At 66.3% G+C, this 23,295-nt stretch carries 21 protein-coding genes; 15 read left to right on the forward strand and 6 right to left on the reverse strand.

The window, feature by feature from the left end:
• Positions 1 to 252 precede the first annotated feature (252 nt).
• On the forward strand, positions 253 to 759 hold the full coding sequence (locus AC5P5R_RS18940) for a hypothetical protein (RefSeq protein WP_100438512.1): 507 nt from the start codon (positions 253 to 255) through the stop codon (positions 757 to 759).
• 122 nt (positions 760 to 881) lie between these two features.
• Here AC5P5R_RS18940 and AC5P5R_RS18945 read toward each other — a convergent pair whose 3' ends face one another.
• Positions 882 to 1,430: a hypothetical protein gene (locus tag AC5P5R_RS18945; protein ID WP_138927714.1), complete on the reverse strand. Its 549-nt coding sequence runs from the start codon at positions 1,428 to 1,430 to the stop codon at positions 882 to 884.
• Between the two features lie 4 nt (positions 1,431 to 1,434).
• Positions 1,435 to 4,194 (reverse strand): bifunctional diguanylate cyclase/phosphodiesterase, encoded by a 2,760-nt coding sequence (locus tag AC5P5R_RS18950; protein WP_100438510.1) that lies wholly within the window; start codon positions 4,192 to 4,194, stop codon positions 1,435 to 1,437.
• A 131-nt stretch (positions 4,195 to 4,325) separates the two neighbouring features.
• On the opposite strand from AC5P5R_RS18950, the gene AC5P5R_RS18955 reads away from it, so the two are divergent.
• Together AC5P5R_RS18955 and AC5P5R_RS18960 are read left to right on the forward strand one after the other, a co-directional pair.
• Complete coding sequence (locus AC5P5R_RS18955) at positions 4,326 to 6,428, forward strand: sensor histidine kinase (RefSeq protein WP_024958757.1); 2,103 nt, start codon at positions 4,326 to 4,328, stop codon at positions 6,426 to 6,428.
• Positions 6,429 to 6,432: 4 nt separating this feature from the next.
• Entirely contained in the window at positions 6,433 to 8,205 is a 1,773-nt protein-coding gene (locus tag AC5P5R_RS18960; RefSeq protein ID WP_005409582.1) for an EAL domain-containing protein, read from the forward strand.
• 365 nt (positions 8,206 to 8,570) lie between these two features.
• Here the strand turns inward: AC5P5R_RS18960 and AC5P5R_RS18965 are convergent, their stop codons facing one another.
• From AC5P5R_RS18965 to flgA, 4 genes are all read right to left on the reverse strand, one after another.
• The gene (locus AC5P5R_RS18965; RefSeq protein ID WP_005409581.1) at positions 8,571 to 9,788 is read right to left on the reverse strand and encodes an ATP-binding protein; all 1,218 of its coding nucleotides are present in this window, start codon (positions 9,786 to 9,788) and stop codon (positions 8,571 to 8,573) included.
• A 91-nt stretch (positions 9,789 to 9,879) separates the two neighbouring features.
• Complete coding sequence (locus AC5P5R_RS18970; RefSeq protein WP_005409580.1) at positions 9,880 to 10,218, reverse strand: flagellar protein FlgN; 339 nt, start codon at positions 10,216 to 10,218, stop codon at positions 9,880 to 9,882.
• Positions 10,215 to 10,520, reverse strand: coding sequence for a flagellar biosynthesis anti-sigma factor FlgM (gene flgM / locus AC5P5R_RS18975; RefSeq protein WP_005409579.1), 306 nt, complete (start codon positions 10,518 to 10,520; stop codon positions 10,215 to 10,217). Before flgM ends, AC5P5R_RS18970 begins: the two co-directional genes overlap by 4 nt.
• A gap of 75 nt (positions 10,521 to 10,595) precedes the next feature.
• Positions 10,596 to 11,252 (reverse strand): flagellar basal body P-ring formation chaperone FlgA, encoded by a 657-nt coding sequence (gene flgA, locus AC5P5R_RS18980; protein WP_100438509.1) that lies wholly within the window; start codon positions 11,250 to 11,252, stop codon positions 10,596 to 10,598.
• Positions 11,253 to 11,534: 282 nt separating this feature from the next.
• On the opposite strand from flgA, the gene AC5P5R_RS18985 reads away from it, so the two are divergent.
• From AC5P5R_RS18985 to flgL, 12 genes are all read left to right on the forward strand, one after another.
• Positions 11,535 to 12,479, forward strand: a complete 945-nt coding sequence (locus tag AC5P5R_RS18985; protein WP_005409577.1) for a chemotaxis protein — start codon at positions 11,535 to 11,537, stop codon at positions 12,477 to 12,479.
• 137 nt (positions 12,480 to 12,616) lie between these two features.
• The gene (flgB, locus tag AC5P5R_RS18990) at positions 12,617 to 13,012 is read left to right on the forward strand and encodes a flagellar basal body rod protein FlgB (protein ID WP_005409576.1); all 396 of its coding nucleotides are present in this window, start codon (positions 12,617 to 12,619) and stop codon (positions 13,010 to 13,012) included.
• Between the two features lie 3 nt (positions 13,013 to 13,015).
• On the forward strand, positions 13,016 to 13,423 hold the full coding sequence (flgC, locus tag AC5P5R_RS18995; protein WP_005409575.1) for a flagellar basal body rod protein FlgC: 408 nt from the start codon (positions 13,016 to 13,018) through the stop codon (positions 13,421 to 13,423).
• 23 nt (positions 13,424 to 13,446) lie between these two features.
• Positions 13,447 to 14,130, forward strand: a complete 684-nt coding sequence (locus tag AC5P5R_RS19000) for a flagellar hook assembly protein FlgD (protein ID WP_005413273.1) — start codon at positions 13,447 to 13,449, stop codon at positions 14,128 to 14,130.
• 32 nt (positions 14,131 to 14,162) lie between these two features.
• A complete protein-coding gene (flgE, locus tag AC5P5R_RS19005) occupies positions 14,163 to 15,386 on the forward strand; it encodes a flagellar hook protein FlgE (RefSeq protein WP_005409573.1) in 1,224 nt (407 codons plus the stop codon).
• A 32-nt stretch (positions 15,387 to 15,418) separates the two neighbouring features.
• The gene (locus AC5P5R_RS19010) at positions 15,419 to 16,168 is read left to right on the forward strand and encodes a flagellar basal body rod protein FlgF (protein ID WP_043033567.1); all 750 of its coding nucleotides are present in this window, start codon (positions 15,419 to 15,421) and stop codon (positions 16,166 to 16,168) included.
• A 102-nt stretch (positions 16,169 to 16,270) separates the two neighbouring features.
• Positions 16,271 to 17,056, forward strand: a complete 786-nt coding sequence (flgG, locus tag AC5P5R_RS19015) for a flagellar basal-body rod protein FlgG (RefSeq protein WP_005409571.1) — start codon at positions 16,271 to 16,273, stop codon at positions 17,054 to 17,056.
• A gap of 22 nt (positions 17,057 to 17,078) precedes the next feature.
• A complete protein-coding gene (gene flgH / locus AC5P5R_RS19020) occupies positions 17,079 to 17,771 on the forward strand; it encodes a flagellar basal body L-ring protein FlgH (RefSeq protein WP_043033568.1) in 693 nt (230 codons plus the stop codon).
• Between the two features lie 2 nt (positions 17,772 to 17,773).
• A complete protein-coding gene (locus tag AC5P5R_RS19025) occupies positions 17,774 to 18,916 on the forward strand; it encodes a flagellar basal body P-ring protein FlgI (protein WP_100438508.1) in 1,143 nt (380 codons plus the stop codon).
• A 1-nt stretch (position 18,917) separates the two neighbouring features.
• On the forward strand, positions 18,918 to 20,117 hold the full coding sequence (locus tag AC5P5R_RS19030) for a flagellar assembly peptidoglycan hydrolase FlgJ (RefSeq protein ID WP_164281658.1): 1,200 nt from the start codon (positions 18,918 to 18,920) through the stop codon (positions 20,115 to 20,117).
• A gap of 8 nt (positions 20,118 to 20,125) precedes the next feature.
• Positions 20,126 to 22,006 carry a flagellar hook-associated protein FlgK gene (flgK, locus tag AC5P5R_RS19035; RefSeq protein ID WP_005413269.1) on the forward strand — a complete coding sequence of 627 codons (1,881 nt, stop codon included), beginning with the start codon at positions 20,126 to 20,128 and terminating at the stop codon, positions 22,004 to 22,006.
• Positions 22,003 to 23,205 carry a flagellar hook-associated protein FlgL gene (gene flgL, locus AC5P5R_RS19040; protein ID WP_100438507.1) on the forward strand — a complete coding sequence of 401 codons (1,203 nt, stop codon included), beginning with the start codon at positions 22,003 to 22,005 and terminating at the stop codon, positions 23,203 to 23,205. Before flgK ends, flgL begins: the two co-directional genes overlap by 4 nt.
• Positions 23,206 to 23,295: the final 90 nt, after the last annotated feature.

Consider the following 23,295-nt stretch of genomic DNA (forward strand, 5'->3'; position numbering starts at 1 on the left):
CGGGCGGTTCAGGGAGAATCCGGCGTGGGGACCCAAGCTACTTCTCGGTCGCAAGACCTGGATCCACACGGTCGCCCACGCCGGGCTCTCGGCACCCAAGGTGCCAGATTGGCAAGAGATAAGATCCACGCCATGCGTGGACGGCTTTCATCCGCCGGTGTGACGCCTGGCTCTCGCCGCAACATCCACGCATGGCGTGGATCTACTGTCCTGGCAGTGGCATGATCCACCGTTCCCGTTCATGGAAGACCGATGGCCATCGCCCTGATCGCACTCCTGCTGATCGAGACCGTCCTTCTGATGGCCTGGGTGGCCGGCTATTTCAGTTGGGGCATCACCCTGTTCAACGAACGCATCGCGGCGTCACCGGCCATGCAGGCCCGGCTCTCGCTGGGCAGCCTGGAACGTGACCTGCCGCAGGACAGATGGCTGCAACTGGCCTTCCATGCGCTGCCCGATGGCAGCATGGCGTTCCGCGAGAGCTTCGCGCCGAGCTTCGGCCTGCGCTACTTCCCGGTGATGCGCGGTCGCATCGTACTCAACGCGCGACGGCACGAAGTGCGGGTGATTGGCCTGTGCAGCTGGTTCGTGGCGATCCTGTCGCTGTTGCTGTTGCCACTGGTGGCGATGCGCCCGATGGTGGCACCGATGCTGCTGGTGCTTCCGCTGTTCCTGGCCAGCTATCTGGTCCAGAAGCGGCGCTATGCGGCCATTGTCGAGGCATTGCGCATGCAGTTGAAAGCGGATTTTCCGAGGTAGATCCACCCCATGCGTGGATGATCGAGAGGCACAGGCATCCGTGCCGACCAACGGTCGGCACCCACCAAAGCGGGTTGCGGTAGATCCACGCCATGCGTGGATGGTCGCCATGCGGCGCCTGCTTAGGCATCCGAGACACCCTTTCCGTGCCGACTGAGAACACCCGAGACAATCCCCGCGCCAATCGCGCCGAAACCGAAAGCGATGACATTCCTGACGGTCGATATGAGCAGCGCGAAGTTCAGTTGCCACGCGGTAGGAGGTAACCACCTGGAAATGTCCTGCAGCCGATCAGATAGCAGCTCGAAGCTCAGATAGTTCACGCTTGCACTGAGTATCAGGAGACTTCCAAACACACATTTCGAATGGTCGCCATGTACGTTTCTTCTGCAGAAGAGGTAGAAAACCAGGTAGAAATTGATCACCAACGACGCAATGGCGCTGGCGAAACTACCGTCGGCCGTGATGAAACGCGCCTCCGGCAGCCGTGCCTGAAGCTCACTGAGCCCACCCCAAGTGCAGAGCGCGACGACAACGAACATCTCGACCATGCGCATGTCGCTAGTTCGGGAAGGATCGTCGATCCATTCCCGGAAGCGAACAGGCAAACTCTTCGCGTCGCAATCCTCGCCCGATCCTGCTGATGAAATATTGCGCAACTGAGGAATCATCTACTCAGCGCACCAGCATCACTTCCCCACTGGCATCGGTGCGCAGCGAAACCGGCTGTGGCTGGCGCAGCCACTGCGCCAGGTCGCGCGGGCTGAGCGGGCGCGAGTACAGGTAGCCCTGGATCTCGTCGCAGCCCTGGCGGCGCAGCATGTCTTCTTCCTGGTGCGTTTCCACGCCCTCGGCCACCACCTTCATGCCCAGCGCATGCCCCAGGTGCACGATGGCCTGGGTCACTTCGGCCGTACCCGAATCGTGCAGCATGCCCTGCACGAAACTGCGGTCGATCTTCAGGCGCCCCACCGGGAAGCGGTTGAGGTAGTTGAGATTGGAGAAGCCGGTGCCGAAGTCATCCACCGCCAGCGGCACGCCGTGCCGTTCCAGCACGTCGAAGCAATGGCGCAGGATGTCGGTGTCACGGATCAACGCCGACTCGGTCAGTTCCAGCTCCAGCCGCTGCGGTGGCCAGCCATGGGCGTGGCAGATTTCGATCACGCGCTCGGCAAAGCCGCGGTCTCGCAGCTGTACCGCAGAAACATTCACCGCAATGCGGTCGAAACGCAGACCGGCACGGTCCCAGGCGGTTGCCTGGCGGCAGGCCTCATTCAGCACCCAATCGCCGATCCGCACGATCTCGCCGCATTTTTCGGCAATGGGGATGAACTCGGCCGGGCTGCAGTAGCCGATCCCGGGGCGGTGCCAGCGCAACAGTGCCTCGATCGCCGGCGGCTCGCCGTGGTGGGCGTGCAGCAGCGGCTGGTAGGCCAGGCTGAACTCTTCGCGCTCGATGGCGCCGTGCAGGGCATGCTCCAGCTCCAGCTTGCGCTGGATGCGGGCCAATGCGTCCTGGCTGTAGTACTGGTAGGTGTTGCGCCCCGCTTCCTTGGCCGCGTACATCGCGGCATCGGCGGCACGCAGCAATGAACCGAAATCGGTCTGTGCATCGCCCAGCATCGCGATGCCGACGCTGGCGCCGACCTTCAACGTGGTCTCGCCACGACGCAGCGGCTCGGCCAGCGAAGCGATCAGCTTGCGCGCGACGTGGCCGGCGTCTTCCGGCTCGGCCAGGTCGCGCAGTACCACGATGAATTCATCACCACTGAAGCGGCCGAACAGATCGTTGTTGCGCAGGTTCTGGTGCAGGCGCGTCGCCGCGGCCTTCAGCAGCGCATCACCGGTGGCGTGGCCGAAGCTGTCGTTGATGGTCTTGAAGCCATCCAGATCGATGAACAGCATCGCCAGCGATGTGCCACGGTCACGTGCTTCTTCGATGGCCTCTGCCGTCTGCTCGCCGAGCAGCACGCGATTGGGCAGGCCGGTCAGCAGATCGTAGTGGGCCAGCAGTTCGATGCGCTCGTTGGCTTCGCGCTCGCGGGTGATGTCACGGAACAGCACCACGAAGCGCGGCGGCAGGCCGTCACGGCGGTCCAGCTCGATCAGCACCTGCACCCAGACGCGCAGGCCGGACTGGCGGTAGAAGCACAGGTCCAGCTGCTCGGGCAGCCCGCCGTTGGCGATGCGCGCCAACGCCGCTTCGAAGGCATTGCGTGAGTCCTCGGTGTACAACGCCAGCGCCTGGTCGAGGGTGATCGGTTCCTTGCGCAGGCCGTGAATGCGATAGCACTCCTCGGTCCACTGCATGTGCCGGGTCTTCACCTCGATCTCGCAGCCGCCGATGCGGCCCAGCGCGGAGACGCGGTTGAGCAACTCGGTGCGCCAGCGGATCAACGCGTCGGTCTGGTGCTGCTCGGTGATGTTCTGCACCTGTCCGAGCAGTCGCTTGGGCTGTCCGTCCATGTCCAGCAACGGCTGCATCCACAGCCGCAGGTGCTGCGACGGCTCATTGCCCCGGGTCAGTTCCAGTTCGAGATTGGCCGCACGGCCATCGCGCCACAACCGCCGCCACGCCGCACGCAATGCGCCACGTGAACGTGGGTGCAGCTGCTTCAGCCAGCGCCGCTGGCCGGGTACGGCGCCCTGCTCCAGCGCAAGCATCGAACGCAGCTCCGGCGACCACCAGAAATGACCACTGTTGGGGTCGAACGACCAGCTGCCCATGCTGGCGATGCGCTGGGCCTCGCTCAGGTGCAGCTGCTGTTCCTGCAGCAGCCCTTCCAGCTGCTTCTGCTGTTCGATATCGGTATGGGTACCGACCATGCGCAGCGGCTGGCCATCGGCGGTGCGCGCGACCACGCGGCCCCGGTCCAGTACCCAGCGCCACTGGCCATCGGCCTGGCGGAAACGGAACTGCGCGCTGTACTGCTCGCTCAAGCCACGCAGATGCTCTTCCAGTGCGGCCCGCACCTGGGCGATGTCCTCGCCGTGCACGCGGGCCAGCATCTCGGTGGCGGTTTCATCGCCCACTGCCGGGGTGCGCACCACACGGTCACTGGGAATGTCCCAGTCCCACAGGCTGTGGCCGGCACTGTCCAGCGCCAGCTCCCAGCGCCCACCGCCGCCGAGCGGCACCGGTTCGGGAATGCTCAGCGTGAAGGCCAGCAGGTTGCCGGCGCCATCGTGCACAGCGCGCAGGTGGCCATCGTAGTGCCCGTGCGGGCCACCCGGCAGCGTGCAGGCCACGATGCCGCCATCGGCAGCCATCAGGCGCAGATCTTCCAGCATCGGCGCATACGCAGCCACGGTGGCCGGCAGGCCATGCTCGCGCGCAGCCGGATTGGCCGCCAGCGGGCGACCCGTGCGGTCGACGATGACCAGCGCCGACGCAAGCGGGTGCTGCAGCAGGCTGGCGATGATCCCTTGGTCCACGCGATCTTGCTCCGGATGACACGCCCGTCAGCGGGGCACGCAGTGGTTAACGGCGCCTGCGGCGGATAATTGAGTGGTCTGGGCGCACCTGCGCGGTAAGATGGCCGGCGCCCCTTTCAACCAGCCCGTCCATGCCTGCAGAACCGACCGGCACCGCCCTTGTACCCGATCCGCGGATGGCGCAGGCGCTGAGCCGCGACCGGCGACGGGTGGTCCTGAGCTACCTGGTGATGGCATTGGCCTGGATGATCGCTTCCGACAGTGCCGTGCAGGCGCTGGTGCCGGATCCGCAGCAGGCGGCGATGTGGCAGAGCGTGAAGGGCTCGTTCTTCGCACTGGCCAGTGCCGGCCTGCTGTACCTGCTGCTGCGGCCGCTGGCCGAGCATGTGCTGCACACCCATGCGCGCCAGCAGGCCTCGGAGCTGCGCCTGCGGCAGATGTTCGAGGGCAACCCCGGCCCGATCCTGGTCTACGACCTGGACACGCTGGCGATCCTCGATGCGAATCCGGCTGCCTGTACCACCTTCGGCTGGGAGCGTGACGAACTGCTGGAGCAGACCATCGACGCGTTGTGGCCGCCAGGCCAGGACCAGGCGCTGCAGACCAAGCTGGAGGCGATCCGCGAGGCGCCGGAGGAACTGTGCATCCTGCGTGCCCAACTGCAGCTGCGTGACGGCTCGCTGCGGCAGATGGAACTGCGCTCCAACGCCATCAGCTATGACGGCCACAACGCCCGCTTGTTGATTGCCATCGACCGCACCGCCGAAGACCTGGCCCAGCTGCGCCGTGACCAGGCGCTTGCGCGGGTGGAAGAAGCCCACGAACTGGCGCGCATCGGTGCCTGGGAACTGGACCCGTCCACCGGCATGGGCCGCTACTCCAACCAGGTCTACCGCCTGCTTGGCCGCCGGCCGCCGGAAGCCCGCCGCTGGCACCGCTTCGACGAGCTGCTGGTTCCCGCCGACCCCGCCACCGCCACCCAGACCGAACAGCTGCTGGCCGACCTCTGCTCGGGTGATCCGGTGCAGGTGGACGTACTGCTGCCCCTGCTGTCGATGGACGGACGCGCCCTGATGGTGCACCTGCGTGCCGCCAGTGGTGTCGATGAGTCCGGCCGCAGCCGCGTACTGGGCACCCTGCAGGACGTGACCGAGCGGGAGCAATCGCGGCGCCTGCTGCGCGAGCGCGAAGAACAGTTCCGTGAGCTGGTGCGGGTGCTGCCCGATGGCGTGGTGATCCTCTCCGACGAGCACGTGCTGTACACCAACGCCTGGGCGGCCAGCCTGTTCGGCTATGGCAGCCATACCCTGCTGGGTGAGCCGCTGTCGGCGCTGGTCGCTGCCGGTGATCTGGCCCGCGTCCGCGGCCAGCTGCGTGCAGGGCAGCCACACCTGGGCCCCGGCCACAGCAGCGTGGTGGCCATGCAGCGCGCCGACGGCCGCAGCTTCCATGCCGGCCTGGCGGTGGGCGAGGTCCGCTATGGTGGCCGCGACTGCAAGCTGCTGATCGTGCGCGACCTCAGTGATTCCGAACGGACGCGCAGTGCACTGGAAACCAGCAACCGCGAACTGCAGGCGATGGCCGGCCGCCTGTTCTCCCTGCAGGAAGACGAGCGCCGCGCGATCTCGCGCGATCTGCACGACGACATCGGCCAGGCGATCACGGCGATCAAATTGTCCGCCCATGCCGCGCAGGACGAGCACGATCCGCAGCGCCGCGCCGAGGACCTGGCACAGATCGTCAGCCTGGCCGACACCACGGTAGCCAAGCTGCGCGACATCTCCACTCTGCTGCGCCCTCCGCAGCTGGACGCGCTGGGCCTGGAAGCGGCCCTCAGCTGGCAGGCGCGGGTCCTGTTCCGTTCTTCGCAGGTGGAGCTGCTGGCCGAGATCGAGCCCCTGCCTCATCGCCCCGACAACAGCATCGAACAGGCCTGCTTCCGCATCGCACAGGAGAGCCTGACCAACGTGCTGCGGCACGCACGCGCGAGCCAGGTACACCTGCAGCTGCGCGACATCGGCAAGCGCAGCCTGCACCTGCAGATCCGCGACGACGGCGAAGGTTTCGACCCGGACGGCCCGCGCGGCCTGGGCCTGATCGTGATGCGCGAGCGCGCGCAGAGTGTCGGCGGCCATGTGCGCATCGAGTCCGCACATGGCGAAGGCACCCTGATCGACGTTCACCTCCCCTACCAGGCGGCCAGCATGGCCGCCGTTGAGTCACCGGAATACTGAGCCTATGTGGAATCCCAACCAGCCGCCGGTCAGCATCGATGATGCACCCGATCGCCTCGGTGCCGGCAACCCCGAGCTGCAGGCGATGGTCGCCGAAGCGGCCTCCGGCGGCACCGCGCTGATGCTGATGCACGTGGACATCGACCACTTCGCTTCCGTCAACGAGAACATGAGCGCCGAGGTGGGTGACCAGGCGCTGGTGCTGGTGGCGCAGCGGTTGCAGTCCTACCTGCGGGGGCGCGGCAAACTGTGGCGGCATGGCAGCGACGAGTTCCTGATCGCGGTCCCGCGCAACGCCGACGTGCCGCTGCCGGAGGACTTCGCCGAGGAGATCCGGCAACAGATGGAGTTGCCCCTGTCGGTGCTGCCGTACACGCTGTTCATGACCGGCAAGCTGGGGGTGAGCCTGTGCCCGGAACACGCCAGTAACGCCTCGCGACTGCTCGACCACGCCGAGGATGCGCTGTACCAGGCAGCCCGCGAAGGTGGAAACGCGGTGCGCATCCATGCAGTGGATACCCCGCCGAGCGCGCACAGCGAGAGCATCATCGCGCGCCAGATCGTCGACGCGATCCCCAACGGTGAGCTGAAGCTTCGCTACCAGCCGCTGGTCAGTGCCCGCGACGGCCATGTGGTGGGCATGGAGGCGCTGCTGCGCTGGCAGTCCCCCACGCTGGGCATGCTGGTGCCGGAGCGCTTCATGCGCACCGCCGAGCGACTGGGCATCATCGTGCAGATCGGCACCTGGGTGCTGGAGGGCGCGCTCAAGCAGGCCCGCCTGTGGCGCGACCAGGGCTTCGACGACTTCACCATTGCCGTGAACGTCTCCACCCTGCAGCTGCTGCGGCCGAACTTCTTCGCTGAAGTGATGGGCCTGATCCAGGCCGCGGGCGTGCCGGCACAGATGCTGACGCTGGAGATCAACGAAAGCGCGCTGACCAACAATGTCAATTTCGTGCACGAGACACTGGCCAACCTGCGCAACGAAGGCATCAGCCTGAGCCTGGACAACTTCGGCACCGGCGATTCCAGCCTCAGTGCGCTGGTGCGTTACCCGGTGGACAAGCTGAAGATCGACCGCAGTTTCATCAAGAGTGCACCAGCCGGCAACCGCGAAGCGGCCATCGCACGCGCGATCATCGCCATGGGCCACCAGCTGGGCATGACGGTCATTGCCAACGGCGTGGAATCGCAGGCGCAGCTGGGCTTCCTGCGCCGCAACGACTGCGACGTGTTCCAGGGCTACCTGTTCGGCGAACCGATGTCGGCCGATGCCGCCGGCATGACCCTGCGCCGCCGCTACCTGCGCCCGGAAGCCTTCGCCGAGACCCGCCCGGACCGCACGCTGCTGCTGCTGGACGACGAGGAGAACGTGCTGCGCTCGCTGGTGCGCCTGTTCCGCCGCGATGGCTACCGCATCCTGGCCGCCGGCAACGTGCGCGATGCATTCGACCTGCTGGCGATCAACGACGTGCAGGTGATCCTGTCCGACCAGCGCATGAGCGACATGAGCGGCACCGAGTTTCTGGGCCGGGTGAAGATGCTGTACCCGGACACGATCCGGCTGGTGCTGTCCGGCTACACCGATCTGAACACGGTGACCGACGCGATCAACCGTGGTGCGATCTATCGCTTCCTGACCAAACCGTGGAACGACGATGAGCTGCGCAAGCACATCCACCAGGCATTCCGCACCTATGAGGAGCAGCGTCGCAGCAACGCCGGTCCGGCGCCTGCGGAGAGCGGCGATGGCGGCGAGGATCGCCCGCTGCGGTAACGATCCCGTCTGGTAGAGCCAGCCGCTGGCCGGCTGCTCTCGATGCCCGGTTCAAAGAGGTTGCCGGCCAGCGGCCGGCACTACCCGAAGCGCGAACCCGGTCGGGGACAAGCCCTGGTAGAGCCGGCCGCTGGCCGGCTGCTCTCGATGCCCGGTTCAATGGGGTTGCCGGCCAGCGGCCGGCACTACCCGAAGCGCGAATCCAGGTCGGGGACAAGCCCTGGTAGAGCCGGCCGCTGGCCGGCTGCTCTCGATGTCTGGTTCAAAGAGGTTGCCGGCCAGCGGCCGGCACTACCCGAAGCGCGAATCCAGGTCGGGGACAAGCCCTGGTAGAGCCGGCCGCTGGCCGGCAGTACCCGAAGCGGTCAGCGCGGCTGCTTGACCGGCAGCACCACGCGGAAGCGCGAGCCCACGCCCGGGGTGCTGTCCAGGTCGATGCGGCCATGGTGCTTGTTGATGATGCTGTAGGAGATCGACAGGCCCAGGCCGGTACCGCTGCCCACCGGCTTGGTGGTGAAGAACGGATCGAAGATGCGCTGGCGCAGTTCCGGCGAGATGCCGCCGCCAGTGTCTTCAAATTCGACCCATACCTGGTCACCGTCGACACCGGTACGCACGGTGATCGTGCCGCGCTCGGCAATGGCGTGGCCGGCGTTGAGCAGCAGGTTCATGTAGACCTGGTTCAACTCGGACGGCAGGCATTCCACCAGCGGCAGCTGGCCGAACTCACGCACCAGGGTGACCTTGTACTTGAGCTCGTTCCAGATGATGTTGATGGTCGATTCCAGCCCTGCGTGCAGGTCGACCAGCTTCCACGATTCGTCGCGGCCGGAATACGAGAAGTCCTTCAGGTCACGCACGATGCGGGTCACCCGTTCGATGCCTTCGCGCGATTCGGCCATCAGCTGCGGCAGGTCGCGGCTGATGAAATCGATGTCCAGGCGGTCACGGATATCGTCGATTTCCGGAATCAACGCCTTCGGGTCGGGCGCACGAAGGGCGCGTTCGTAGGCTTCGATCACCGTGAACAGGCTGCGCAGGTACTCCTGCAGGCTGCCCAGGTTGGAGTGCACGTAGCCGATCGGGTTGTTGATCTCGTGCGCCACACCGGCAGCGAGCTGGCCGATGGACGCCATCTTTTCCGACTGCAGCAGCTTTTCCTGGGTACCGTTGAGGCGCAGGTAGGCCTGGCGCAGCTCGGCATGGCGCTGCTGCAGCTCGCGCTCGTAGTCTTCCTGCCCTTCGATATGGCGGAACAACGCCAGGAAGTGCCCTTGGCCGACCGGGCCGTGGTGGTAGAGGTGGGCGATGACCACACCCTCCCCCAGCGGCAGGCTGCCGTTCCAGTGACCATGCTGCCGCGCCTGTTCCAGCGCATCGGGTGGCAGCAGCTCACGCAGCCGCTGCGGCGGCAGTGCACCGTCCTCCCCACCCGCCAACAGGTTCTGCGCGGCCGGATTGGCCAGCGCCACCTGCCCGTCTTCAGTGAACAGCAGCAGCCCTTCGCGCAGGCGCTCAAGCAGGGCCTGCAGCACCGGCTGCGGCGGAAGGGGGGCGGTAACCAGGGCGTTGGCAGCGGACACGGCGACTCGGGACGTTCGAACAGGCGCCCAATATACGCGGTCACGCAGCGGGCTTCAGCCCGCGGGGGTGGGTAGTGCGACCGCCGTCGCGTCAGGCGACGGCGAGTGGGCGGCGGGCAGTGACGGTGTGTGACTGGCCCTTGGCGTCATAGGCCGAGGCGTCTTCGGTACGGCCCAACTGGCGCAATGCCCAGTTGACTTCGCGTCGGCGCCGCGAAAGCAGCACGCCATTGGCGCGGTTGCGCTCGGCCAGTTCCTGCAGCTGCTCGCCCTGCCCCACCGGCGGCGCGCCTTCCAGCGCACGCAGCGCTTCCAGCTTGGCGCCGGTGGCCCGGATCAAGGCGTGTACGTCGTGCTCGACCAGGGCCTGGCGTTCAACGTCCAGGGCCTGGGCGAGGCGCTGCAGCGGCTCGCTCATCGCCGCGGTCATCCGTGCAGCTGCTGGTCCAGATCGAGCATGCGCGATGCGATCGCGTCCGGATTGATCTTGTAGGTGCCGTTCTGCAGCGACTCGCGCACGGCGGCCACGCGCTGGGCGTCGATCGCCGGGGCGGTGGTCAGCTCACGCTCGATGGCCTGCAGATTGGTGGCCTCGCCGGTCAGGCGCAGGCTGTCGGCCGCCTCGACCGGGCGCGCCGCCGCATCGGTGCTGACGCCGGGCTTGTTGGCCGGGGTCGTCACGCTGCGCAGTGCCTGGGGGACCTGCAGGTTGCCGTCGATTTTCTGGCTCATGGGGTGTCCTGGAGTTGCCGTTCACAAGGGATAACGGCCGCAGGGCCGTGATCTTTAGGGATATTTTGCGGTAATTCAACGCGCCACGATTACGTCACCTGCGGCATCGACCGTGCCCTGCACGATCCGCCGCGAGGACAGGTTCTCGACCGAGACCCGCTCGTTCTCACCGGCATCACCCATCGCACGGCCGGCAATGCGGACCTCGACCGAACCGCGACGCGACACCAGGGCTACATTGTCTCCTCGCCTGATGAGACGCTGAACCACCAGGTCGTTGTTCGACAGCAGGGCTCCGGCCTGCAACGGACGGCGGGCGATGCGGCCGATCGCTGCATTGGGATCGGCCAGCACCGCACCGGCAATCCGGGCAGCGTCACGCTGGGCAGTGGTGATATCGGCGGCGGTGAGGGTTTCTCCAGTGCCGATTCCACGATTGAGCACCAGCACGGTCTGGTTGCGCCGCACCTTGACCGGCACGAACAGGCGCCAGCCCCCCGCATCAGGGCAACTGACCTCCACCGTGGTGTTGGCGGTAGGCTGCACCTGCAGCGCGCCGCCACACTTGGGCAGGCGCAGCGCATCGGCCACCTGGGCCTCACCCTCACTGCCAGCCGGCAGCGTCGACAACGCTGCGGTGCGGATGCTGGCTACGGGTTGCCAGTCGGCGGCCGCCGCCCACGGCGAGGCCAGGGCAAGCGCGATGGCCAATAGAGATGTGACCCGGCGCATGGCGCCTCCTGTCGATGGGACCTGGCCCAGCTGCGTGCAAGGTGTGTGCCAGAGACGAGGCCTCGGGATGGGGATGTGTAGAGTCGACTGTTAGTCGACTTTCGCGTCAGTCGACTTTCGCGCGAAGCGCGGGATTTCCCGCGATCCGATAAGAGCAGTCGACTATAAGAGCAGTCGCCCAGAAGAGCAGTCGACTAACAGTCGACTCTACAGAAGCGGTGTGGAGCGCGCGGGCGGCAGAGCGCCCTCAAGTTCGGCGCCTACCCCGCCGATACAGCAGCCATGTCCCATGACCTGCTCAACCGGATCGACCAGCGGACCCGTCTGGCCGGCCACAATCGCCTGGCGCTGCTGCTGTTCCGTCTCGGCGGACGTCAGCTTTTTGGCGTCAATGTCTTCAAGGTGCAGGAAGTCCTGCGACGCCCGGAACTGTTCCAGGTGCCCGGGCTGCCCAGCCAGTTCTCCGGCGTGGCCGACGTGCGCGGCCGCTCGGTGCCGGTGCTGGACCTCGGCCTGGCGATCGGCCATCCCGAGCGCGAGCCGGAGGCGGACACCTCGCCCGGCTACCTGGTCGTTACCGAGTTCAACCGCTCGATCCAGGGCTTCCTGGTCAGCGGCGTGGAGCGCATCGTCAACATCGCGGTGGAAGACATCCATCCGCCGCCGGAACTGGGCGCCGAATCGAGCTACCTGACCGCCGTGACCCGCTTCCAGGGTGAACTGATCCAGGTGATCGACGTGGAAAGCGTGCTGGCGGACATCGCCCAGGTGCGCGGCGAAGCGGTGCTCGATCCGGCGATGGCGATGCCCTCCGACGGCCCGCAGCTGCAGGTACTGGTGGTGGATGACTCGCGCGTGGCCCGCCAGCAGATCCGCAGCGTGCTCGACCAGCTGGGCGTGGGTGCCACCCTGCTCTCCGATGGCAAGCAGGCGCTGGACCATCTGCTGCAGATCCACGCCTCGGGCGAGAACCCGGCCGAGCGCTATGCCATGGTCATCTCGGACATCGAGATGCCGGCCATGGACGGCTATACGCTGACGACGGAAATCCGGCGCCATCCGGGCCTGGCCGGCCTGTACGTGCTGCTGCACACCTCGCTGTCGGGCGTCTTCAACAACGCCATGGTCGAGCGCGTGGGCGCCAACGCCTTCGTCGCCAAGTACTCGCCGCACGAGCTGGCCGATTTCGTGCTGGACCGCCTGCGCAAGGTGGCGCTGGCGGCCTGAGGCCACTGATCCGGTAGTGCCGGCCGCTGGCCGGCAACCGCAGATCCATCGGGGAGCCGGCCAGCGGCCGGCACTACCCTCTCGAATTTGGCACACCCCTTGCAGCTTCCCGGGCAACGTTCCCGTGGGAGTGCACCGTGCGCAACCTGATTACCGACTACCTGGGCGTCCATGCCCAGGCCATGCCGTTGCGCGAACAGCGGATGAAGCTGATCGCCAGCAACCTCGGCAATGCCGACACTCCCGGCTACAAGGCCCAGGACCTGGACTTCGATGCCGCCCTGCGCCATGCCCAGGGGCAGGATGCCAATGGCCTGATGGCCACCACCCATGAGCAGCACTACGAAATCAGTAGTGGCCTGAACCCGTTCCAGATCGCGCGCGAAGGCGTGCAACCCAGCCTGGACGGCAACACCGTCGATCCCGATGCCGAGCGTGCGGCCTATGGCCGCGCCGCGCTCGAGTACCGCGCTTCGCTCAGCTTCGTCGAGAGCAAGGTGCGTTCCATGTTGACCGCGATCACGGGGCAATAAGCCATGAGCAACCTGCCGATCTTCGATATCGCCGGCTCCGCGCTGCAGGCGCAGTCGGTGCGCATGAGCACCATCGCCTCCAACCTCTCCAACGCCGATACCGTCGCCGGTTCCGCCGACGCGGTGTACAAGCCGCTGGAGCCGATCTTCCAGGCCGTCACCAGCAAGAACGATCCGAACATCACCTCGGTGAAGGTGAAGGAGATCACCCAGAGCGATGCGGCGCCGATCAAGCGCTATGAGCCGGGCCACCCGCTGGCCGATGGCGATGGCTACATCTACCAGCCCGACGTCGACCCGGTGGCGCAGATGGTCAACCTGATCTCGACCTCGCGCAACTACCAGGCCGGCGTGGAGATGTTGACCACCGCCAAGGAACTGGCCCTGGCCACCCTGACCATGGGCCGCTGAGGCCCGCAGTACCGGATACCGCCATGACCACCGCCGTCAACAACCAGACCAACCAGGACGTCTACACCGCACTCGGTCTGAACGCCCCGAACAGCAACGCCACCAAGAAGAAGAACACGCTGGACCAGGCCGATTTCCTGCGCCTGATGACCGAACAGCTTCAGCACCAGGATCCGCTGAAGCCGATGGACAACACGCAGATGGTCGCGCAGATGGCGCAGATGTCCACCGTGCAGGGCATCACCGATCTGAACAAGACGGTGAAGGGATTCCAGGAATCGATGGCCAGCGACCAGGTGCTGCGTGGTGCGGCGCTGGTCGGCCACCAGGTGCTGGTGCCGTCGGAAAAGCTGGTGCTGGAAAAGGAAGGCAACGTTGAAGGCACGGTGGCCGCGCCTTCGGCCGGCATCATCACCGTCGACATCACCGATGCCACCGGCGCCAAGGTCACCTCGCTGAGCGTGGAAGCCAAGGCCGCCGGCGAGACTGCGTTCCAGTGGGACGGCAAGGATGCCAACGGCAAGCGCATGGAGCCGGGCAAGTACTCCATCGTTGCCAACCACGTCGATACCGCCGGCAAGAGCACCAAGCTGTCCACCTACGTGCAGGCGCCGGTGGAAAGCGTGACCGTCGGTTCCGACGGCCTGTACCTGAACCTCAAGGGCCTGGGCACGGCCCCGATCGACTACGTGCTCCGCGTCAGCTGAGCCGCACACCCCGCACTTACCAGGAGCATCCCATGGGCTTCAATGTCTCGCTGTCCGGCATCAATGCCGCCAATTCCGACCTGAGCGTCACTGCCAACAACGTCGCCAACGTCAACACCACCGGCTTCAAGGAATCGCGCGCCGAATTCGCCGACCTCTTCTCGGCCACCGGCTATGGCCTGTCGAAGAACGCGGTCGGCTCTGGCGTGCGCGTTTCCAATGTCGCCCAGCAGTTCAAGCAGGGCCACAACGAACAGACCGGCCGCAGCCTGGACATGGCCATTTCCGGTGAAGGCTTCTTCACCATGAACATGAACGGCACCCGCGTGTACTCGCGCGCCGGCAATTTCCAGACCGATCCGTCCGGCTACGTGATCAACCCGCAGGGCGCACGCCTGCAGGTGTTCGCACCGAATGCCGATGGCACCAACTTCGATGCCGGCCGCATGGTCGACCTGCAGCTGCTCACCACCGACAGCCCGCCGAAGCAGACCAGCGAAGTGAAGGTCGGCTTTACCCTGCCGGCCAACGCCAAGCAGCCGACGGTCACCACCTTCGATCCGACCGACTCCAACAGCTACAACCACTCCAGCGGCGGCATCACCGTGTACGACTCGCTGGGCGTCAGCCACATCCAGGTCTCGTACTTCGTGAAGGGTGCCAACCCGAACGAGTGGACCGTGCGCAACTACGTGGACGGCCAGCCGGCCGGCGCGCCAACCCCGGTCACCTTCGACAACAGCGGCAAGCTGACCGCACCGGCGGACGGCAAGGTCAGCCTCGGCACCTTCACCCCGACCACCGGTGCCGGCGTGCTGAACATGACGCTGGACGTGAGCGGCTCGACCCAGTACGGCGAAAAGTTCGCGCTGCGCAACACCCAGCAGGACGGCTACGCCGCCGGCAAGCTCAATGAGATCACCGTGTCGGAAACCGGCGTGGTCTATGCCCGCTATTCCAATGGCGCCGACAAGCCGCTGGGCCAGGTCGCGCTGACCACCTTCAACAATCCGCAGGGCCTGGAATCGAAGGGCAACAACCTGTGGGTGGACACCTTCAGCTCGGGCACCCCGCGCACCGGAATGCCGGACACCTCCAATCTCGGCAAGATCCAGGCCGGCTCGCTGGAAGCATCCACCGTCGACCTCACCGAGCAGCTGGTCAACATGATCACCGCGCAGCGCAACTTCCAGGCCAACGCGCAGATGATCACCACCCAGGACCAGATCACCCAGACCGTCATCAACATCCGTTGATGAGCTGCTGACCCTGTCACGGAACTCCCCGCATGGATAAAGCCCTTTACGTGGCGATGACCGGTGCCCGCGCCTCCCTGCAGGCGCAGGGAACGCTCAGCCACAACCTCGCCAACTCGGACACCCCTGGCTTCAAGGAAGCGCTGGCCAATACCGAAGCCTTCCCGATCAAGGGCCCGGGCTTTGCCTCGCGGGTGGATGCGCTGCACGTCGACGCCGGCTTCAACCGTACGCCCGGCTCGCAGCACATCACCGGCAAGCCGCTGGATCTGTCCCTGCAGACCGGCACCTGGCTTGCCGTGCAGTCCAGCGACGGCAGCGAGGCGTACACGCGCGGCGCGGCGTTGTCGGTGACGCCGAACGGCCAGCTGGTGACCTCCAGCGGCCGTTCGGTACTGGATGACAACAACAACCCGATCGCCATTCCGCCCTACCAGGCGATGGAAATCGGTGCCGACGGCACGCTCTCGATCATCCCGCAGGGCGAAGGCCCGCAGACGATGGCGCAGATCGGCCGCATCAAAGTGGTGCAGGCGCCGGACGAGCGCCTTGAGCGTCGCCTGGATGGCCTGTTCCGCAACACCGACCCGCGCCAGCCGTTCGCCCCGGCACAGGGCACGGCCGTGCAAAGCGGCCAGCTGGAAGGCAGCAACGTGGACGCCGCAGGCGCGCTGGTGCAGATGATCCAGCTGCAGCGCCAGTACGAAATGCAGGTGCAGGTGATCAAGCACGGCGACGAGAACGCGCGCAGCGCCAACAGCATGCTGCGCCTGGGCAGCTGACGGAATTCCGGCGCCACCTGACAGCGGCGCTGGCACACCGCTTGCACACCCGAAGACAAGGGCCGCACCGCGCGGCCGGCTCCACCAGACAGGACACCGAAGATGAACCAGGCATTGTGGATCGCGAAAACCGGACTGGATGCGCAGCAGATGCGCATGTCGGTGGTTTCCAACAACCTCGCCAACACCAACACCACCGGCTTCAAGCAGGACCGTGCCAGTTTTGAAGACCTGCTGTACCAGCAGGTGCGCCAGCCCGGCGGCTCCTCCTCGGCACAGACGCAGCTGCCAACCGGCCTGCAACTGGGTACCGGCGTGCGCGTGGTCGCCACCGCCAAGAATTTTGAACAGGGTGGCCAGCAGCAGACCGGCCGCGCCCTCGACGTGATGGTCAATGGCCGCGGCTTCTTCGAGGTTCAGATGCCTGATGGCAGCTCGGCCTACACCCGTGATGGCTCGTTCAAGATCAACCAGGACAGCGAGCTGGTCACCAACAGCGGCTACCCGGTGCAGCCAGGCATCCAGATTCCCGAAGGCGCGCAGTCGGTAACCATCGGTACCGACGGCACCATCAGCGTGAAGATGGCCGACGGCGCCGCCTCGGTGGAAGTCGGCGCGCTGACCCTGACCGACTTCGTCAATCCGGCCGGCCTGCAGGCCCGTGGCGAGAATCTGTTCCTCGAGACCACGGCCTCCGGCCCGGCACAGAACGGCAACCCCGGCCTCAACGGCCTCGGCACCGTCGTGCAGGGCGCGCTGGAAGGCAGCAACGTCAACGTGGTGGAAGAGCTGGTGTCGATGATCGAAACCCAGCGCGCCTACGAAATGAACGCCAAGGCGATTTCCACCACCGATTCGATGCTCGGCTACCTCAACAACAAGCTCTGACCGGCCAACCCGGGAAACCGCCATGTCGCACATTTCCAACTTCGCCCGCACTGCCCTCGCCTGCACCGTGGCTGCCCTGCTCGGTGGCTGCGTGATTGCCGGCGATGTGCGCCCCTATCCGGCAATGGCACCGATCCAGCCGATCATGCCACCGCAGGCCGAACCGACCGCCGGCGCGATCTACGCGGCCGGCCCGACCCTGCAGTTGTATTCGGACCGTCGCGCGCGCGATGTCGGCGACCTGCTGACCATCACCCTGCTGGAAAACACCACCGCGCAGACCAGTGCCAATACCGCCACCAACAAGGAATCGAACCTGAGCCTGGGCACGCCGTCCATCCTCGGTGCGCCGGTCACCCTGGGCGGCAAGGACATCCTCAGTGCGACGGCCAAGGGCGCGCGTGACTTCACCGGCAAGGGCAACAGCGCGCAGAGCAACCGCCTGCAGGGCAGCGTCACGGTCACGGTGATCCAGCGCCTGCCCAACGGCAACCTGGTGGTACAGGGGCAGAAGAACCTGCGCCTGAACCAGGGTGATGAACTGGTGCAGGTGCAGGGCATCGTGCGCCCGGGCGACATCAGCCAGGACAACACCATTCCGTCCAGCCGCGTGGCCGAAGCCCGCATCGTCTACGGCGGCCGCGGCCCGGTCGCGCAGTCCAACGCGATGGGCTGGCTGAGCCGCTTCTTCAACTCCGGCCTGACGCCGTTCTGAGTATGGCCATGAAACTCTTCTCCTCTTCTTCCTGGCAGCGACGCATGACGTCGCTCTACTGCGGCGTGTTCCTGGTCTTCGCGGTGGTGGCCCCGGCCAGCGCCGAGCGCATCAAGGACCTGGCCCAGGTCGGCGGCGTGCGTGGCAATGCGCTGGTGGGTTATGGCCTGGTGGTCGGCCTGGATGGCAGCGGCGACCGCACCAGCCAGGCACCCTTCACCGTGCAGAGCCTGAAGAACCTGCTCGGCGAGCTGGGCGTGAACGTACCGCCGAACGTCAACCCGCAGCTGAAGAACGTGGCCGCCGTGGCGATCCACGCCGAACTGCCGCCGTTCGCCAAGCCGGGCCAGCCGATCGACATCACCGTGTCCTCGATCGGCAACGCGGTGTCGCTGCGCGGCGGTTCACTGCTGATGGCCCCGCTGCGCGGCGCCGACGGACAGATCTACGCCATCGCGCAGGGCAACCTGATCGTCGGCGGCTTCGGTGCGCAGGGCAAGGACGGTTCCCGTGTCTCGGTGAACGTGCCCAGCGTCGGCCGCATTCCCAACGGTGCCACCGTTGAGCGCGCCCTGCCCGATCCGCTGGCCAACGGCGGTGACATCACCCTGAACCTGCACAACAACGACTTCACCACGGTCTCGCGCATGGTCGCCGCGCTCAACAACGCCTTCGGCGAAGGTGCGGCGCGTGCGGTCGACGGCGTGACCGTAGCGGTTACCGCGCCGACCGATCCGGGCGCACGCATCGGCCTGCTGGCGCGCATCGAGAACCTGGAATTGACCCCCGGCAGCGCCCCGGCCAAGGTGGTGGTCAATTCGCGTACCGGCACCGTGGTCATCGGCCAGCAGGTGCGCGTGGGACCGGCTGCGATCTCGCATGGTTCGCTGACCGTGACCATCCAGGAAAACACCAACGTCAGCCAGCCCAATGCGCTGTCCGGCGGCCGCACCGTGGCCAGCCCGCAGTCGACCATCACCGCCACCAACGACGGCAGCCGCATGTTCAAGTTCAGCGGCGGCACCACCCTGGACGAGATCGTGCACGCGGTGAACGCCGTGGGCGCAGCACCAGGCGATCTCATCGCGATCCTGGAAGCCCTGAAGCAGGCCGGCGCATTGAGTGCCGAGCTCGAGGTGATCTGATATGCGCATCAATCCCGCATTCGATCTGCACCCGGCACAACAGAACGATCCGGCGAAGATCGACAAGGTCGCGCGCCAGCTGGAAGGCCAGTTCGCGCAGATGCTGGTCAAGAGCATGCGTGACGCCAGCTTCGGCGACTCGCTGTTCCCCGGCGAAAACAAGATGTTCCGCGAGATGTACGACCAGAAGATTGCCGAGGCGATGACCCGCGGCAAGGGCCTTGGCCTGTCTGGCATGATCAGCCGGCAGCTGTCCGGCCAGGCCGCCGATGGCCCGGCGCTGGATACCCGCGTGGACCCGGCCAAGGCCAGCCGTGCCTATCAGCTCAATGCACCGGCCAAGCCGGCACCGTCGCTGCCGCTGGAAGACGGCAGCCAGGCCGTGCGCCTTCTGCAGCAGATGGCCGCCGGCGCGCAGTCCGGCGCACACGCGGCGGTTGCACCGATGGAACAGGCGCTGGACCTGATCGCCGGGCGCGAAAGCAGCAGCATGCACCGCTCGCTGGGTACCGAAGATCCGTACATCGGCGGCCTGCAAGGCGAGGACTGGGCTGCCAACAGCGACCAGTGGGCGGCCACCGCCAGCAACCGCGGTACGGCCATCAGCCCGGCCGATGCGATGGCGACCCGTACCGCCGTCGCCCAGCTGGGCGAACACACCCCGGAAGGCTTCGTCGCCAGCATCTGGCAGCACGCGCAGCGTGCGGCCAAGGAACTGGGCGTGGATGCCCGCGCCCTGGTTGCCCAGGCGGCGCTGGAAACCGCCTGGGGCAAGCGCCACATCAAGCATGCCGACGGCAGCACCTCGCACAACCTGTTCGGCATCAAGGCCAATGGCTGGAACGGCCAGCGCGCCGTGGCCGGCACCCACGAGTACGTCGATGGCGTGCGCCGCAACGAGACCGCCAGCTTCCGCGCCTACAGTTCGCCGGCCGAGAGCTTTGCCGACTACGTGCGCCTGCTGAAGACCAGCCCGCGCTACCAGCAGGCCCTGCAGGCCGGCACCGACGTGCAGGGCTTCGCCCGTGGCCTGCAGCGCGCCGGCTATGCCACCGACCCGCGCTACGCGGCCAAGATCGCCGCGATCGCCGGCGGACCGACCATCGAGCGCGCCGTCAGCGCCGTGGCCGATGCCGGCTCGCGCCTTGGCCAGACCTTCGCCAGCACCGCAACCGCGGCGCTGGGTATCACCCGTCGTTGAGGAACCCCATGTCCAGCGTACTTTCCACCGGTACCGGTGCCCTGCTCGCCTTCCAGCGTGCGTTGGCGACCACCAGCCACAACGTGGCCAACCTCAATACCCCGGGCTACAGCCGGCAGAAGGTCAACTTCGCCACCGCTGATCCCCAGAACTACGGCTACGGCACGGTCGGCAACGGCACCCGCATCACCGACATCCGCCGTACCGCCGACCAGCTGGCGATCTCGCGCCTGCTCGACAGCAGCGGCGAGCTGGCGCGCCTGAAGCAGCTCTCCGGCATGGCCGACCGGGTCAATTCGTTGTTCTCCGACGCGGCAACCAACGTGTCCGGCGTCTGGTCGAAGTTCTTCGATTCGGTCAGCGGCCTGTCCTCCAATGCCGCCGGCACCGCCGACCGCCAGAACATGCTGGATGGTGGCAAGGCGCTGGCCAACCGCTTCGTGCAGCTCAACACCCACCTGAACAACCTCAACAGCGAGGTCAACAACGGCCTGCTGGCCGGTGCCACCGAGGTCAACCGGCTGGCGCAGGAGATCGCGCAGATCAACGGTGCGATCGGCACCAACATCGCTACCGCCGCACCGGACCTGCTCGACCGCCGCGACCAGTTGATCACCCAGCTGATCGGCTACACCGGTGGCACGGCGGTGATCCAGGACGGCGGCATCATGAATGTCTACACCGCCGGCGGCAACGCACTGGTGGTGGGCACCACGGCGACCAAGGTCACCACCGTGGCCGACCCGTACCAGCCCGAGCGCCTGCAGCTGGCGCTGGAAACGCAGGGCAACACCATCCGCCTCGACCCGAAGGCGGTCGGTGGCCAGATCGGCGGCCTGCTGGAATTCCGCGACACCGTGCTGACACCTGCCCAGGCCGAACTGGGCAAGCTGGCGGTAGGCCTGGCCGAGAGCTTCAACCAGGTGCATCACCAGGGCGTGGACCTGTATGGCCAGCTGGGGGGTGACTTCTTCAACATCGGCAACCCGCGCGTCACCGCCAACAATGCCAACACCGGCACCGCCAGCCTCAGCGCCAGTTATGGCGACCTCGGCAAGCTGGACGCGCAGAACGTGGTGCTGCAGTTCGATGGCACCAACTGGAAGGCCAGCCGTGCCGACACCGGTGCCAACGTTCCGCTGACCGGCACCGGTACGGCCGCCGATCCACTGGTGATCAACGGCGTCAAGCTGGTGGTCGGCGGTACCCCGGCGGCCAACGACCGCTTCCTGCTGCAGCCGACCGCAGGCGTGGCGGGCAGCATGGAAGTGGCGATCACCGATCCGTCGCGCATCGCCGCTGCCGCGGCGGTGAAGGGCGCGGCGGCGACGTCCAACACGGGCACCGGCAAGCTGAGCGGTGTCACCGTCAGCGATTCGACCAACGCCAACCTGCGCAATCCGGCCGCGATCGTGTTCACCTCGGCCACCACCTATACCATCGATGGGGGCCCGCCGCAGACCTATACTCCCGGCCAGACCATCAGTGCCAATGGCTGGAGCTTCGTGCTGGACGGTGCGCCGAAGGTTGGCGACACCTTCAACATCACCCCGACTCCGGCGGGCTCGTCGGACAACAGCAACGCCTCCAGGCTGTCCAAGGTGGAGAGCGCCAAGGCATTCAACAGCGGCACGGTCACCCTCAACGGCGCCCTGGGTGGCCTGACCACCCAGGTAGGTGCAGCCGCCCGCTCGGCCGAGTATTCGCTGGAAGCGCAGCTGGTGATCAATGACAAGGCGCAGGAAGCACGCGATGAAGTATCCGGCGTCAATCTGGACGAAGAGGCGGCCGACATGCTTCGCCTGCAACAGGCCTACCAGGCAGCCTCGCAGCTGATCTCCACCGCCGACAGCATGTTCCAGACCATCCTGGGAGCCGTCCGTCGATGAGCAGCCGTATCTCCACAAGCATGATGTTCAACCAGTCCGTGTCGCTGATGATGGCCAAGCAGGCCAAGCTCAGCCACCTGGAGCAGCAGATCGCCACCGGCAGCAAGATCGTCAGCGCCAAGGACGATCCGGTTGCCGCTGGTGCGGCGGTCGGGCTTGACCGCAGCCTGGCCGCACTGGACCGGATGAAACTGAATGCCGGCAACGTGCAGAACCGACTGGGCGTACAGGAGAACACCCTGGCCCAGGTCAACGACCTGATGGCGCGCGTCAACGACCTGACCATCCAGGCCAGCAATCCGGCACTGGGCGCCGCCGACAAGAAAACGCTGATCACCGAACTGAACCAGATCCGCGAGGGCCTGCTGTCGCTGGCCAACGCCGACGACGGCACCGGCCGCTACGTGTTCGGCGGCACCAACGATGGCGATCCGCCGTTCGCCAAGATCAATGGCAAGGTGGTCTACCGTGGCGACCAGACCCAGCGCCAGATTGAAGTCGGCCCCGATACCTATGTGCGGGATGCCCTGCCCGGCAGCGAAATCTTCATGCGCATTCCTACTGGCGACGGCTTCGTCGATGGTGTTGCCGCGGCCAGCAATACCGGCAATGGCGTGCTGACCAACATCACCCGCGATGGCAGCGACAGCTGGAACGGCCAGTCCTTCAGCATTCGCTTCACCGCCGCCGACCAGTACCAGGTACTGGACGGCGCTGGCAACGTGACCGGCACCGGCGCGTTCAAGGCTGGTGACAACGTGGAAGTCAACGGTGTGCGCCTGCAGATCACCGGCGCACCCGCTGCCGGTGACAGCTTCAGTGTGAAGCCGGCTACCAGCCGCGACATCTTCGACACCATGGACAAACTGATTGCCGCGCTTGATGCCGACACCGGCACCACCGCCAAGATGAGCGCGCAGCAGAACGAACTGCAGAGCGCCCTGCGCGACGTGGCTCGTGCGTCGGAGCGGATGATCGATTCGCGTGCGGCCGGCGGTGCGCAGCTGAAGGCACTGGACAATGCCGCCGACATGCGTGAAGCCAACAGCGTGACCCTGAAGACCACGTTGTCGCAGATGCGCGACCTGGACTATGCCGATGCACTGAGCCAGTACCAGCTGCAGAGCACCGCGCTGCAGGCGGCACAGACGATCTTCTCGCAGATGCAGTCGATGTCGTTGTTCAACAAGATCCGCTGACGCATCTCCTGCGTCACCCCTGAAAGGCCGCGATGCCCTGCATCGCGGCCTTTTTCGTTTCTGCGTGCCCGTTCCGTCGCGCTCGCCGGG

The sequence above is a fragment of the Stenotrophomonas sp. YJH_SMC_19 genome (assembly GCF_059367915.1).